Consider the following 13123-nt stretch of genomic DNA (forward strand, 5'->3'; position numbering starts at 1 on the left):
AGGACGCAGGGGGCGCGCGCCGCTCAAGCCGGGGGGCAAAGGAATCTGCGCCACCGGCCGAGTTTCTTTGGCGAATGGGTGGATATCGACACATTCGGGCCGCGCCGATGGGTCGCGCGCGGAACATTGCGGCGGCGCGCCCCTCGGGGGCGGGCGTCGGGCGGCTACTTTTCCGGCATGAACTGCGCGCGCGAGAGCCCGTGTTTCTGCATTTTTTCATAGAGAGTCTTGCGACTTAACCCGAGCGCCTCGTAGGTTTCCTTGAGGCTGCCACCATGGGCGGCGAGGCTGGCGGCGATCAGGGCCTTTTCATGGGCCGCGATCTGGTTGGCGAGCGCCTGGCCCTCTGCGCGGCCCTCCGGGGCGATATCGAGATCGAGCCCGAGCACGAAGCGATCGGCCATGTTGCGCAGCTCGCGCACATTGCCGGGCCAGTCCCGCGCGGCCACGGCGGTGAGCAGGTGGTGGGGGACCTCGGGCGTCGCCAGTTTGTAGCGCGCGGCGGCCTCACCCACGAGCGTCACGAAAAGCCGGGGGATATCCTCGCGCCGCTCGGCAAGGGTGGGGACGTAGAGCCGCACCACGTTGAGCCGGTAGAGAAGATCGGCCCGGAATCGCCCCTCGCGCACCTCCTCTTCGAGGTTGCGCTTGCTGGCGGCGATGATGCGGATGTCGAGTTGGACGGGATCGTTGGAGCCAAGCCGCGTGATCGTCCGGTTCTGGATCGCGACGAGGAGTTTGGCCTGCATCGCCTGCGGCATGCTCTCTATTTCATCGAGGAAAATGGTGCCGCCCTTGGCGAACTCGAACTTGCCGAACCGGGTGCGCAGCGCGCCGGGGAAGGCCCCGGCCTCGTGGCCGAAGAGCTCGCTCTCGATCCACTCCGGCGGCAGTGCGGCGCAATTGATATGCACAAACGGCATCTTGGCCCGGGCCGAGGCGCGGGCGAGCGCGCGCGCCGCGACCTCCTTGCCCGTGCCCGTCGCTCCTTCGATCAGCACATCGGCCTCGGTCGCGGCGATGGCGCGGATCCGCTCGCGCAGCCGGACCATCACGTCGCTGCGCCCGGTGAGGCGGCTTTCGGTCACATCGCGCGCGCCGACCTGGCGGCGCAGGCGCCGGTTCTCCATGGTCAGCCGCCGCTTGTCGAGCGCGCGGCGCACCCCGGAGATCAGCCGGGCCGGCGCAAAGGGCTTTTCGAGAAAGTCATAAGCGCCATCGCGCATCGAGTTGACCGCGAGCTCGATATCACCATGGCCAGTCACGAGGATGACCGGGAACTCCGGGTCGATCTCCAGCGCGCGGCGCATCAGCTCCTGGCCGTCCATCCCCGGCATACGGATATCTGTCACCAGCACCCCGGCGAAATCGCGCGCGATATGGGTCAGCGCCTCTGCCGGATCGGCGAAACAGCGGGCCTCGAGCCCGTCCAGCTGGAGCGTCTGGGCGGCGGCGAGGCGCAGGTGATCCTCATCATCGACGAACAGGATCGTCTCTGTCGGGGCGGTCTCGGTGCTCACGCAGCGGAGGCCTTCTGGCCCCGGGCCGCGGCGCTTCGGGGCGCGACGGCCAGATCGACGGTAAAGACGGCGCCGCCGCCGGGGTGGTTCTCTGCGCTCATGCGCCCTCCGAAATCGCGGATGATGTTGTAGGAAATCGAGAGGCCCAGCCCGAGCCCCTTGCCGGTTTCCTTGGTGGTGAAGAACGGATCGAACAGCTGATCCCGCGCCGCCTCGTCTATCCCCGGCCCGTGGTCGCGCAGGCGCAAGGTCAGGCGATCCTCGCGGCGCTCGATCCCGATGTCGATCCGGCGCACGGGGGCGGCCTCCATCGCGTCAATCGCGTTGGTCAGCAGATTCACGATGACCTGTTGCAAGCGCACTCGCCCGCCCATCACCTCGATCTCCGCCTCTGGCGGCGAGAACACGACCTTCACGCCCGAGGCATTGAGCTGCGGCGCGAGCAGATCGAGCGCATCCTGCAGGGCCGCGCGTACCGGGACCGGGCCGATCTTGTCTTGTGGGCGGCGGGCGAAATTACGCAGGTGCCGGGAGATCGCGGCCATGCGGTCGGCCATCTGCGAGATGAGCCGGACATTCTCGCGCGCCTCGCTCACCCGGTCCCGGGCGAGGAAGGTCACGGCGTTGTCGGCATAGGCTTTCACCGCGGCGAGCGGCTGGTTGAACTCATGGCTGAACGCGGCGGACATCTGGCCCAGGGCGGCGAGCTTGCCGGCCTGGACGAGGTCCTTTTGCGTCCGGCGGAGCTTGTCTTCAGCGGCGCGGCGGTCCTCCACCTCGCGGGTGAGCTGCGTGTTGGCGTCATTGAGCTCGCGTGTGCGCTCCGAGACGCGCCGTTCCAGCCGGTCGTGATAGCGCCGCTGCTGTGCCAGCCGGTCGAGCAGTTGGGCGCGGCGCTGTAGATAGAGCACCCCGAGCAGACCCGCGCTCCAGACCAGGAGCACGCTGATCGCCAGCGTTTGACGCGCCTGCGCCAGAGCCGGGCCCGTTGGGGTCAGAACCGAAACACGCCAACCCGCCGACGCCACCAGCCCGGTGTTGACCACGAAATTCTCCCGCCCACCCGGCGCGCGCACCGCCAAAAGCTCGTGCCCGTCATCCAGCGCGCGGCGCTCCGTCCTGATCGGGATCAGCGCATCGAGCGGGTATTGCCGCGTGCGGGAGATATAGTCGCGCGCCTCGGGGGTGATCTCGCCGAAGCTCCGGAAATGCCAATCGCTCCGGTCCGAGAGGAAAATCACCTCGTTCATGTCGGTGACGACGAACTTGTTGGGCGCATCGCGCCAGGCCGCCTCGAACTTGTCGAGCAGGATCTTGACCGCCACCACGCCAAGCACCTCAGCCCCGTCCACCACCGGCGCCGCGAAGAAATAGCCGCGCTGGCCCGAGGTCACCCCGAGCGCGTGAAACCGGCCGATCCCGTCGCGGAGCGCATCGGTGAAATAGGGCCGATAGTCGAAGGTCTGGCCGACAAAGCTGGTGTCGCGGCGATAGTTGGAGGCGGCGATGGTCGTGCCGTCGATATCCATCACGTAGACATCGGCGAGGTCGAGCTGAAGCGCGGTCTGGCGCAGCTGTTCGTTGACGTAAGGTAGAAGGCCGACGTTCTGCGGTTCCCGCAGGAGGCGCTTGAGCATGGGCCGCTCGGCCAGAAGGCGGGGCAGGGCCTCGGAGCGGTTGAGCGCCCCGCGCAGAGACTCAGTGGCAAGGCGCAGCGTCGCCTCCTCGCGCTCGGCGGTCTCGATGAGGAAGTAGCGCTCGATCCGGGGCAGCGCCGCGAGCGCCGTGCCCGCGAGCACCGCCAGCAGCAGGGCGATGCGCAACAGTTTGCGCGACGGTCGTGAAGCGGGGCTAAGCGGCGCGGTCATGCGCCGCACTATGGGGGAGCGCGCCGTGCTTGGCCAGAACTGCCCCGGCGTCGCGGTGCGACCGGCCCTCGGCGGCGCAGATTTGGAGCGGCGACCGGGAGGGATCCGCGCGGCGCTGGGCCGCCAAGGGGAACCAAGCGGTCGCGCGGCGGGTTGTTCCCCAATGAAGCGCGGGCGCGCGCCCCAGCCCCCGCGCCCGATCCGACCGATTCAGCGATAGGACCGCCGATGCCCAGCGACCAGTCCGGCCCCCAGGCCGAAATCCACTCCGTGACCGATATCCTGCGCGAGAGCGGGCGCATCGCCCATGATCGCGAGAAGGTCAGCGTAGAGGACATCGTCGACGGGCTGGGGCGCGACGCGCTGAACCCTCTGCTGCTGGTGCCGGCGCTCGCCGTCACCACGCCGCTGAGCGGCATTCCCGGGCTCTCGGCTCTGAGCGGGATCGTCATCGCACTGGTCAGTTTCCAGCTTCTGATCGGGCGCGAGAGCATCTGGCTGCCCGATTGGGTGATGCGCCGCAAGCTGCCTGGCGACCGGATGGAAAAAGCCAGCGAATGGCTCGCCCGCGCCGCGAAATTCCTCGACGGGATCAGCCGCGACCGGCTTCAGGCGATCGTGACGCCGCCCGGTGCGCGCGTGGCGCAGGGGGTGTGCTTCCTCTCCGGGCTGATCATGCCGGCGCTTGAATTTGTCCCCTTCAGCTCCTCCATCCTCGGCGCGGGCGTGAGCCTCATCGCCATCGGTTTGGTCACGCGTGACGGGGTTTTCGTGCTGGTGGCGCTCGCCGCCTATGCGGCCCTGGGGGCATTGCTCGTGAGTGTCCTGGGCGGCGCATTTTGAGAAAAGATTTTTGGAACAACCGGCGCCGGGGCCGCGTTGTGTGAGCAACCGGAACGGGAATGTTCCCGATACGGAACCGGAACCAGACTATAGGAGAACACTCATGCGACATATGCTTGCTACGAGCGCCATGGCCCTGCTTCTTGCGGGCCCCGCAATGGCTCAAACGTCTCTCTCGACCGACGCCCAGGCGGGCGCCGAAATCGGCGCTGAATACGGCGCAACCGACAACCAGCCCTTTGTCCAGCAATCGCAGCAGACCGACCTGTTCGGCAGCGAGCTGATCGGCAAATCGCTCTACGTTTCGGAAGCCAACATGGCTGAGCCCGGCGAAGAGTTCATGCAGGACGAATGGGATAACGTCGGTGAAATCAGCGACTTGCTGCTGAGCACTGATGGCAGCGTCAAGGCCGTCCTGCTCGACATCGGGGGCTTCCTCGGCATGGGCGAGAAGACCGTCGCGGTGAACATGGATGAGCTCAACATCGTCCAGGATGCCAACGATGCCGAAGACTACTTCGTGACGACCAACGCCACCCGCGAGTCGCTGGAAAGCGCGCCGGAATTCGAGCGTATGGAAGCCGGCTGGTGGCACGAGCAGCAGGACATCCTGACCGAGGGCGAAGCAGACCGCACCGCGCAATCTGAGGTTGAACCCATGGACGGCACCACCGCCGCCGACATGACCGAAACCGACCGCGTGGCCCAAGCCGACCGCACTGGCGAGGACGCCCCCATGATGTGGGACCGTCCGGCCAATGAATACGCCGGGTACACCGAGGTCAAAGCCGACGAGCTGACCGCGGAAGACCTGCAAGGCGCGCCGATCTACGGCTCCAATGACGAGCATCTCGGCGAAGTGGCCGATCTGACTGTCGCCGAAGACGGCACGATCGAGAAATCCATCGTGGATGTCGGCGGGTTCCTCGGGCTCGGCGAACACCGCATCGCGATTGCGTTCGACGAGATGAAAATCATGCGCGACGCCGATGGCGGAGACCTGCGTGTCTACGTCGGTGCGACGCAGGAGCAGCTCGAAGAGCGCCCTGAATACGAGTACTGATCGCAAGGGTACGTGATCGCGTTCTTGGCCGCCCCACCTCGGGGCGGCCTTTTTCTTTGCCAGTCCATCCGCCCGACGGAACTAGATGAACCGGTCCGCGTTGAACCGTGAAAAGGAGTTCTCCCGAATGCAGCGTTTCTTGCAGGGCCAGTGGCCGCTTTTGGTACTCGCTGCGCTGGCCACGGCGGGGGCGCTCGAATACGCCGCGGGGCTCGTGGCGCCCATCGTTCTCGCCTTTGTCTGCGCCGTGGTCCTTTCGCCGGTCGCCGCCTTCTGGAAACGCTGCGGCCTGCCCAACTCCTTCAGTGCCCTGCTCAGCTTCTTTTGCGCTCTGAGCCTGCTCGGCGGGCTCATCTTCCTCGCCGAACCCCTCGTCTCGGACGCCTACCGCCAGGTCCCCAAGATCAAGAACGAGCTGCGCGAAGGCATGGAACAGGTGCGCGGGGTGATGCGCGGGATCTCGGACATGACCGAAGAGGTCCAGAAGGCGATCGACCCCGAGGCGGCGGAAGATGCCGAGAAACCGGCGCCTATCGAGTTGCCGTCCCTAGGGGATGCGCTCTTTGCCGCCCCGGCCTTCGCGGCGCAGTTCCTCGTCTTCGTGGGCTCGCTGTTCTTCATCATGCTCTCGCGCGATGATGTCTACGAGTGGCTGGCGGCAAATCTGCGCAACACCTCCGCGGCCCGCACGGCGGCCTGTCTGCGTGCGGCGGACCGCCGCGTTTCGCACTATTTCCTGACCATCAGCCTCATCAACACATGTTTCGGCGTGCTCGTGGCCGCGGCGCTCGGGGCCATCGGCTTGCCCAACCCGATCCTCTGGGGGTTCGTGGCGGCGGGGATGAATTTCATCCTCTATCTCGGCCCGGCGCTTGTCGCGGTGGCGCTGCTTGCCGCCGGGCTTGTCGCCTTCGAGGGCTGGGCCTCCCTGTTGCCGCCGGTGGTCTTCGTCACGCTCAACGCGCTGGAGGGGCAATTCATCACCCCGACGCTCGTCGGCCGGCAGGTACGGGTCAACCCGCTCCTGATCTTCCTGTCCTTGTGCTTCTGGCTCTGGCTCTGGGGGCCGATCGGCGGGTTCATCGCGATCCCGCTGCTGGTCTGGTGCGTGGCCGTCTATGACGGGCTCACCGGGGATCAGACCATCGCTTCTGGCGCGCCGGGCACCGGGCGGCCGAACCTGCGCGCCGGCGCCACCCGATAGGGGACGATGAACCCCCGCTGCGCCCCCGCCTCTCCGGCGGCGTTTTCGCGGGCCAGCGCGGCCCATGCCGCATGGGCGCTTTGCGGGTCGAGGAATTCCGGGCCAGCCGTCTCGGGCAGCCAGTGACGCATGACCTTGCGCTGTACCTGGGCGACATCCTCGGGATGATGCAGGATCACGCCGGCCTCTGAATCCCAATTCAGGCTCCGCCCGTTGAGATTGGCCGACGAGACGATGGCCGCGCGGCGATCGAAAATCGACACCTTGGCATGGACATAGACCAGCGGGGCCCCGGCGAGCCGGGCGCGATCCTGTTGTGAATCCGCGGCGCGGACGGGGCGCGGCTGGACCGGCGCGCCGAAGAACACCCGTGGCCCGAAGGCGCGGAGGACCTTGGTGACGCAGCGCGCCTGCAGGTTCTCGCCAAAGCGCGAATCGAGCGAGCCGGATCCGTGGAAGGCCACATCCTCCGGCGCGCCGGGCAGGGTCATGATCAGGGTGAGATCGGGGGTGCGCCGCGCCGCGCGGCAGAGCGCGCGGGCGATGACCCGGTCCCGGAAGAACTGTGTCTCGAGGTAGATCAGCCGCTCGGCCCGCGCGATCTCGCGCAGATGCGCGGCGCGGATTTCGCGCAAGGCGGGACGGGGCGAGATATGGGTGAGGCCGAAGCGGCGCGGCTGCGACTGGCTGCGCAGGAAGCCGGGCACGGGCGGCGGCGGCTTGGCCCCGGCGACGGTCTCGGCAAGGCTCTCCAGATAGCGATGCCCGGCCTCGGCCAGCGTGCGGTCTCCGAGCATCAGCTGCACATCGTGCCAGGTCTTCTGCGTCGGCTGGTCGTGCGCGTGGGTGTCATAGCGCCGGTTGTTGAGGTCGAGCCCGCCGATGTAGAGCCGCTCACGGTCAAAAACGGCGAGCTTGTGATGGTGGCTGGCGGGGTACTGGCGGGGAAGGGCGAAGGGCCGCAGACGCGGGCCATCCTTGGTGTCCTTGCACCACGGGATCAGCCCGGGCGCCTGGCGCCCGGGATCGAGCCCATCCGCCAGCATCGCGCGAATGCGCCCGCGTGCGCGCGGCCCGAAGACAAGGCGCGGGATCAGGCCGATCTGTGCGGGATGCAGCATCGCGCGGGCCACGAGCGGGGCCGAACCGGGCGAGACCAGCTCGCGCAGGCCCGACAGCCGGCGAATGGCGGCCCATGTCCCGCGATGAAGCTCCAGAGCGTTGACCGGATCGAAATCCCCGATCAGCAGGGTGATGCGCACACCACGCTCCAGCGTATGGGCCAGAAGATCCATCCACGTCTCGCCGATCGCGCGCGATTCGTCCGAGCGCAGCCGCGTTTCGGGATCGAAAATCCGAAACCCCGCGATCACCTCCTGGCGCGCGCCCAAAAACGCGCGTTCGAGAACGGGGTAGGCATCCTCCGCGGTGACGAGCACCTCAAGGCCTCGAATTTTCTGTGCTGGCTTGGCCATTATTCTATCCGGGGTCGGGCGCGCGGCTAGGCCGAAGGTTCCAGATCGGCCTCGGTCACGGCTTTCGCGGGGGTTTCATCGAAATTCGCAATCGGGAACTCGACCGAGACACAGTAGCTCTCGTCCTCGTCCTCCAGATTGAGCGTCCCGCCGAGCTGTTGAGCAAAGGCGGTGATCAGCCCCGTGCCCAGCCCCGATCCGCGCACCTGTTCCGGCGGCACAAGGGGGATGCCCTTGGAATTGCTCACGGTCAGCCGGGCGGCTTCGGAGGTGAGCTTTTCGAGCGAGATGTCGAAGGATGGGCGCTCGTCGCTCGGACGGCCCATGTATTTGAGCGCGTTGGTCGTGGCCTCGGTGGCCAGAAGCGAAAGCGGCACCGCCTGATCGGGATAGAGCACGATGGCATCGTAGGACTCCGAACTGTCGAGCCCGGCCTCGCCCGGGGAGCTCCCCGCGAGCAATTTGCCGACGGTTCCGCGCAGCAGCTCATCGGCGCGCACACGGCCCTCCGTGGTTGTCTCATAGAGGCTGCGGTGCACGGTCGCGATGCTCATCACGCGGCCCTGAACCTCCTTGAGCGCGGTGCGCGCCTCGGGCGTCTTGGCCTTGCGGATCTTCATGTTCACGATGGAGGCGATGAGTTGGAGGTTGTTCTTCACCCGGTGGTGGACCTCCTTGAGCAGCACGGTCTTGTCGTGGATCGTGTCTTCGAGCTCGGCCTCGTCCCGGACGATGGTTTCGGCCAGATTGCGCCAGGCGGCGTCGATTTCGCGCAGCTCATAGGGCACACCCGCTTCGAGGGGCTGCTCATCGTGGCGCCGGGTGGCGGCGAAGCGGCGCATGTCGCGGCCCAGGTGGTTGATATGCTTGATGACGAGCCGGTGCACCGCGAGATAGGCGACCCCGAGGCTGGTGATCCACATGGCGATGGGAAAGAGCAGCGGGCTCGCCATCGCGAGGCCGGGCGCGACGGCAAGATGCTCGCGTGGCCAACTGCCGATGGCATAGACCTGATTGCGCTGGATCGGCACCACGGCGAAAACCCGTTCCTCACCGTTGCGCGTGACGCCGGAAAAGGATGTCCGGGTCTGGCCGATGAAGTCTTGCAGATCCCTCTCGGCAGGCAGGCGCCCCTCGGCGCCCTCGAGTCCGCCCTCGGCGCTCAGGATCTCACCTTCGTTGTTGAAGGTGATGAGTTCGATGGGCCGTTCGGACGGGAGCGTTTCAAGCCGCGCGCGCGTCTCGTTATGCGGCAGCGAGACCGCGATGTAGCCGTCGAAGGCGCCGTCCTGCAACACCGGGGAGGAGAGCACGATCACGGAGGTCTTGCTGATGGGCGCATTGCGGATCAGATCGCTGCGCTGTTCGGGCTGCGCGCGCATGACCCTGTAGAGCGTGTAGTCCCGGACGTCGAACCCGATCGAATCCGAGGCGCATTGCACGATGCCGCTTTGATTGACGTAGCCGGCAAAGGAGTATTCGGGGTTCTTGGCGATGTAGTCTTCGAAGATGAAGTTGCAGTTGGCCTGATCGCCCCGGATCGAGGGGATCACGGAGGCGAGCGCGTTGGCGGTGCCGAAGCCGGCACGGATCAGGGCCTCTTCGCTCGCCGCGGCCTGTGCGGTGAGCGCCAGAAGCGCGGTCTCGGCCCGCCGGTCGGCGGTCTTGGTAAATTGCTGCGTCAGGGATACCGCGATCAGGCCGATTGGAAACAGCGCCAGCGACAACAGCGCGGCGATCCTGAATCCCAGCCCGTCAAACGGCCGACGCCGGACGGTTTCTATCACGCAGCACTCCCTCGCACCGGAAGGCCGGCGGTTACAACGGCCATGGTTTCCTGGTCGGTCAGTTCGAGTGCCTCACTGTCGCTCAATTCCATCAGCTCGGTCAACCGCTGCCGCGCGCGATTGACGCGGCTCTTGATGGTGCCCACGGCGACACCACAGGTAACGGCGGCTTCTTCGTAAGAGAACCCTGATGCCCCCACAAGCACCAGCGCCTCGCGCTGTTCGTCGTTGAGCTTGGCGAAGGCCACTTCGAAATCAGCCAGAGCCAGCCGCCCGTCATGATCGGGCTTGCGTGACAGGGTCGCGGCAAAGCTGCCGTCGCTGTCCTGCACTTCGCGTTTCGCCTTGCGGCGATCGGAATAGAAGGTGTTGCGCAGAATGGTGAAAAGCCACGCGCGCATGTTGGTGCCGACCTGGAAAGACCCGAGGTTTTTCCACGCCTTGATCACCGCGTCCTGCACCAGATCATCGGCCTGGCTGGGGTTGCGGGTCAGGCTGAGCGCAAAGGCCCGCATGGCCGGCAGATGGGTGACAATCTCATCGCGCGGATCGAGATCTGCGGCATCATTGCTGCTCATTTCTGGGCATCCTGCTGCTTGAGCTGGTCCAGAAGGTCGAGAAACCGATCGGGGATGTCTTCCTCAAGAGTCTTTTGATAGACCTTTCGCAAGTTCTCTTCGATCTGCTCATCCAGGTTCTTGTCGTCATGGGGTTGCATGCTAACGTCCGTGTCGAGTGGGGTTGATCATAAATTTTACACAGTTTTCGGAACTCAACGCTCTGTCTGCGCGTTCAGTTCCCGAGATAACGCAAAAAAAGGACGAATTGAATGTCTACAGCTTCGTCAGAGAAGACCTTGTCCGAAATCGTGGCCGGGCTTCTGCCGTACCTGCGCAGATATGCGCGGGCGCTGACCGGCGATCAGCAGACGGGGGACAAGTATGCCGCGACCACGTTGGAAGCCCTGCTCAATGACCGTTCGGTCTTTGCCAGCATCGACAACCCCAAGGTCGCCCTGTTCCATACCTTTCACGTGATCTGGTCCAGCGCCGGCACACCGACGGGCGAGGACGAGACCGGTTTGGCCAAGCGGGCCCAGGCCCATTTGCGCCGGCTGACGCCCAACACGCGCGAGGCGCTTCTGCTCTATTCCATCGAGGATTTCACCAAGGACGAGGTTGCCCTGATCATGGGCACCAACACCGATGAGGTCGAGCATCTGCTCTCCGTGGCCGAGGCCGAGATGGCCGAGAGCGTGCGCGGGCAGGTCATGGTCATCGAGGATGAGGCGATCATCGCGCTCGATCTGCAAGGCATCGTGTCGGACATGGGCCACCGCATCAGCGGCGTCGCCAGCATCAAGGACGAGGCCGTAAAGCTTGCCGCCGCGGTGAAGCCGGACCTGATCCTGTCGGACATCCAGCTTGCGGATGGCTCCTCCGGGATCGATGCGGTCAACGACATCCTCGGCGCCGCGGGCGATATTCCGGTGATCTTCATCACCGCCTTCCCCGAGCGCCTGCTGACCGGCGAGCGGCATGAGCCCGCCTTCGTCATCACCAAGCCCTACAGCGAGGAGCAGGTGCGCTCGGCCGTGAGCCAGGCGATGTTCTTCGCCAGCACCGAGACTCTGCACGCCTGAGCCGCAGCGCCGATGCCCAGTACGAAAAAGCCCCGCCGGATGATCGTCCGGCGGGGCTGAGTTTACTGGTACCTTTGGGGAAGACTGGTTAACTACACTGGGTGCGCGTCACTCCTTGGCGATGGCGCGCAGCATCCATGTGGCCTTCTCGTGAAACGCGGCGCGCGCGGTCGCGAGATCGGCGGTGACGTCGTCGTCATGCTCTTCCGACACTCTGATCAGGCCGCGCAGCTGTTTGGCGAGCTTTTCGTGGCCCTTCGCCAGATCCTCGACCATATCCTTGGCCGTGGGGTTCTTGGGCGCGTCGTCAACCTGCGCGTCGCTCAGCACGGCCTTGACGGACATGGGCGCCAGTTGGCCCAGAGCCCGGATCCGCTCGGCGAGCACGTCGGTCGCCTCGAACAGATCGCCATATTGCTCTTCGGTCAGCGAATGAATGCTGTAGAACAGCGGCCCTTCGACGTTCCAGTGGTAGACATGCGTCTTGAGTAGAAGCGTGTAGGTGTCGGTCAGCGCCTGCGCGAGGCCGTCGGCCACCGCGGCAGGCTTGTCCACGCCGGAGTTGACCGGCGTGGAGCGAGGTACGGTATCGAGTGCGTCTTTCATCGTGAAATGTCCTCACGTGAGGGGAGTGGAGGGGTGAAACGCGCCGGGGTCAGACCGGCGGTTTGCCCCGGACAGCCCGCGCCACGAGAGCCACGACGAAGAGAAGCAGGAACACGAAGAACAGGAATTGTGCGATCCCGGCGGACGCGCTCGCGATCCCACCGAAGCCGAAGACAGCGGCGATGATCGCCACGACGAGGAATGTAAGTGCCCAACCAAGCATTGGAGCCTCCTAGGGTTTGGTTCAAGATGCGCCATGGGGCGCTTGCTGGGGGATCAACGTGGCCGGTTTGCGCTTGGTTCCGATATTTTTCGGCCCTATTTTTCAGGGAACTTTTCGGTCGGTCGCGCGTTGTAGGGGCAACTTCAGATGCAAGGAGGCCAGACATGGCTCGCACCCAAACCAACGGTTCGGCAGAGAAAAACGCCGAAAAAGCCTACGCCGACCTAGAGATGCAAATCGCCACGCTGAAAAGCGACGTGGCCCAGCTCACATCGACACTCGGGGACTTCGCTCAGGCGCAGAAAGAACAGCTTGGCGTCGCGGCCTCGGACTCGATCGACGCGGCCAAGAAGCTTGGCATCGCCAAGGCCGAAGCGGCGCAGGCACAGGCCCGCGATGCGGTCGCCGGGGCCGAGCGCGCAGTGCGCGCCAACCCGATGGCCTCGGTCGGCTTTGCCGCGGGGGCCGGTTTCCTCGCCGGGCTCCTGGCCACGCGTCGCTGAGCGCGCACGGATGCTGGAGGCATTGCAAGACAAGGCTGCCGAGGGCGCCCGGCGCGCGGCTTGGGCCGTGGTCGGATCGCTGCTTCTGGCGGTCGGCGCGGGGTTCCTGACCGTCGCGGCCTGGATGGTGCTCGATGCGGTGCGCGATGCGCAATTCGCCGCGCTGGTCATCGGGCTGACCTATGCCGGCGGCGGCATCCTCGCACTCGGATTCGGCGCCGCGCGGACCCACCGCTCCCGGCGTCCGCTGGGGCACGGGGCCCAAGGTCCGGCGCATCTGCGATCCACGCCCGAAGCGCCAGCTGCCGACCCGTTCGAGCGCATGGCGCGCGCCTTTGCCGAAGGGTTCCAGACCGGCCGCGCGATGCGCCGCTGACTGCTGCCCGCCC

At 66.0% G+C, this 13123-nt stretch carries 14 protein-coding genes; 6 read left to right on the forward strand and 8 right to left on the reverse strand.

Translation table 11 applies throughout. The features are described 5' to 3' along the window. Positions 1-164: 164 nt before the first annotated feature. The gene (locus tag BM353_RS08855) at positions 165-1520 is read right to left on the reverse strand and encodes a sigma-54-dependent transcriptional regulator (RefSeq protein ID WP_092079510.1); all 1356 of its coding nucleotides are present in this window, start codon (positions 1518-1520) and stop codon (positions 165-167) included. Then, entirely contained in the window at positions 1517-3388 is a 1872-nt protein-coding gene (locus BM353_RS08860; RefSeq protein WP_092080005.1) for a sensor histidine kinase, read from the reverse strand. The genes BM353_RS08855 and BM353_RS08860 overlap by 4 nt, the downstream gene beginning before the upstream one ends. Positions 3389-3616: 228 nt before the next feature. On the opposite strand from BM353_RS08860, the gene BM353_RS08865 reads away from it, so the two are divergent. The 3 genes from BM353_RS08865 to BM353_RS08875 all read left to right on the forward strand — a co-directional run bounded on the left by BM353_RS08865 (position 3617) and on the right by BM353_RS08875 (position 6498). Then, positions 3617-4231, forward strand: a complete 615-nt coding sequence (locus tag BM353_RS08865) for an exopolysaccharide biosynthesis protein (protein ID WP_092079513.1) — start codon at positions 3617-3619, stop codon at positions 4229-4231. Positions 4232-4388: 157 nt separating this feature from the next. Then, a complete protein-coding gene (locus tag BM353_RS08870) occupies positions 4389-5294 on the forward strand; it encodes a PRC-barrel domain-containing protein (RefSeq protein WP_177220506.1) in 906 nt (301 codons plus the stop codon). 127 nt (positions 5295-5421) lie between these two features. Then, positions 5422-6498: an AI-2E family transporter gene (locus BM353_RS08875; RefSeq protein ID WP_177220507.1), complete on the forward strand. Its 1077-nt coding sequence runs from the start codon at positions 5422-5424 to the stop codon at positions 6496-6498. Here BM353_RS08875 and BM353_RS08880 read toward each other — a convergent pair. From BM353_RS08880 to BM353_RS16910, 4 genes are read right to left on the reverse strand one after another with little or no spacing between them, the layout of a single operon-like run. Further along, on the reverse strand, positions 6432-7973 hold the full coding sequence (locus BM353_RS08880; RefSeq protein WP_092079522.1) for a phospholipase D family protein: 1542 nt from the start codon (positions 7971-7973) through the stop codon (positions 6432-6434). The two genes, BM353_RS08875 and BM353_RS08880, sit on opposite strands and share 67 nt — an antisense overlap. A 26-nt stretch (positions 7974-7999) precedes the next feature. Next, entirely contained in the window at positions 8000-9760 is a 1761-nt protein-coding gene (locus BM353_RS08885; RefSeq protein ID WP_143104132.1) for a sensor histidine kinase, read from the reverse strand. Next, positions 9757-10338, reverse strand: coding sequence for an RNA polymerase sigma factor (locus tag BM353_RS08890; RefSeq protein ID WP_092079528.1), 582 nt, complete (start codon positions 10336-10338; stop codon positions 9757-9759). The genes BM353_RS08885 and BM353_RS08890 overlap by 4 nt, the downstream gene beginning before the upstream one ends. Further along, complete coding sequence (locus BM353_RS16910) at positions 10335-10478, reverse strand: NepR family anti-sigma factor (protein ID WP_177220508.1); 144 nt, start codon at positions 10476-10478, stop codon at positions 10335-10337. The genes BM353_RS08890 and BM353_RS16910 overlap by 4 nt, the downstream gene beginning before the upstream one ends. Before the next feature lie 111 nt (positions 10479-10589). Here BM353_RS16910 and BM353_RS08895 point away from each other — a divergent pair, with 111 nt between their 5' ends. After that, positions 10590-11402: a response regulator gene (locus BM353_RS08895; protein WP_092079531.1), complete on the forward strand. Its 813-nt coding sequence runs from the start codon at positions 10590-10592 to the stop codon at positions 11400-11402. 108 nt (positions 11403-11510) lie between these two features. Here BM353_RS08895 and BM353_RS08900 read toward each other — a convergent pair whose 3' ends face one another. Next, positions 11511-12008, reverse strand: coding sequence for a Dps family protein (locus tag BM353_RS08900; RefSeq protein ID WP_092079534.1), 498 nt, complete (start codon positions 12006-12008; stop codon positions 11511-11513). Positions 12009-12057: 49 nt separating this feature from the next. Beyond that, complete coding sequence (locus tag BM353_RS08905; protein WP_092079537.1) at positions 12058-12231, reverse strand: DUF1328 domain-containing protein; 174 nt, start codon at positions 12229-12231, stop codon at positions 12058-12060. Between the two features lie 164 nt (positions 12232-12395). Between BM353_RS08905 and BM353_RS08910 the strand changes: the two genes are divergently transcribed. Beyond that, complete coding sequence (locus tag BM353_RS08910) at positions 12396-12734, forward strand: ElaB/YgaM/YqjD family protein (RefSeq protein ID WP_218155476.1); 339 nt, start codon at positions 12396-12398, stop codon at positions 12732-12734. Positions 12735-12744: 10 nt separating this feature from the next. Then, complete coding sequence (locus BM353_RS08915; protein WP_092079540.1) at positions 12745-13110, forward strand: hypothetical protein; 366 nt, start codon at positions 12745-12747, stop codon at positions 13108-13110. The last annotated feature ends 13 nt before the right edge of the window (positions 13111-13123 follow it).

The sequence above is a fragment of the Poseidonocella sedimentorum genome, from assembly GCF_900116005.1.
In the GTDB taxonomy this organism is placed as follows: domain Bacteria; phylum Pseudomonadota; class Alphaproteobacteria; order Rhodobacterales; family Rhodobacteraceae; genus Poseidonocella; species Poseidonocella sedimentorum.

Bases quoted from the DNA above. Each gene is read 5' to 3' on its own strand.
- BM353_RS08900 (WP_092079534.1), bottom strand. From the start codon at position 12,008: ATGAAAGACGCACTCGATACCGTACCTCGCTCCACGCCGGTCAACTCC.
- BM353_RS08890 (WP_092079528.1), bottom strand. From the start codon at position 10,338: ATGAGCAGCAATGATGCCGCAGATCTCGATCCGCGCGATGAGATTGTC.
- BM353_RS08895 (WP_092079531.1), top strand. From the start codon at position 10,590: ATGTCTACAGCTTCGTCAGAGAAGACCTTGTCCGAAATCGTGGCCGGG.
- BM353_RS08910 (WP_218155476.1), top strand. From the start codon at position 12,396: ATGGCTCGCACCCAAACCAACGGTTCGGCAGAGAAAAACGCCGAAAAA.
- BM353_RS08870 (WP_177220506.1), top strand. From the start codon at position 4,389: ATGGCTCAAACGTCTCTCTCGACCGACGCCCAGGCGGGCGCCGAAATC.
- BM353_RS08865 (WP_092079513.1), top strand. From the start codon at position 3,617: ATGCCCAGCGACCAGTCCGGCCCCCAGGCCGAAATCCACTCCGTGACC.
- BM353_RS08915 (WP_092079540.1), top strand. From the start codon at position 12,745: ATGCTGGAGGCATTGCAAGACAAGGCTGCCGAGGGCGCCCGGCGCGCG.
- BM353_RS16910 (WP_177220508.1), bottom strand. From the start codon at position 10,478: ATGCAACCCCATGACGACAAGAACCTGGATGAGCAGATCGAAGAGAAC.
- BM353_RS08860 (WP_092080005.1), bottom strand. From the start codon at position 3,388: ATGACCGCGCCGCTTAGCCCCGCTTCACGACCGTCGCGCAAACTGTTG.
- BM353_RS08905 (WP_092079537.1), bottom strand. From the start codon at position 12,231: ATGCTTGGTTGGGCACTTACATTCCTCGTCGTGGCGATCATCGCCGCT.
- BM353_RS08880 (WP_092079522.1), bottom strand. From the start codon at position 7,973: ATGGCCAAGCCAGCACAGAAAATTCGAGGCCTTGAGGTGCTCGTCACC.
- BM353_RS08875 (WP_177220507.1), top strand. From the start codon at position 5,422: ATGCAGCGTTTCTTGCAGGGCCAGTGGCCGCTTTTGGTACTCGCTGCG.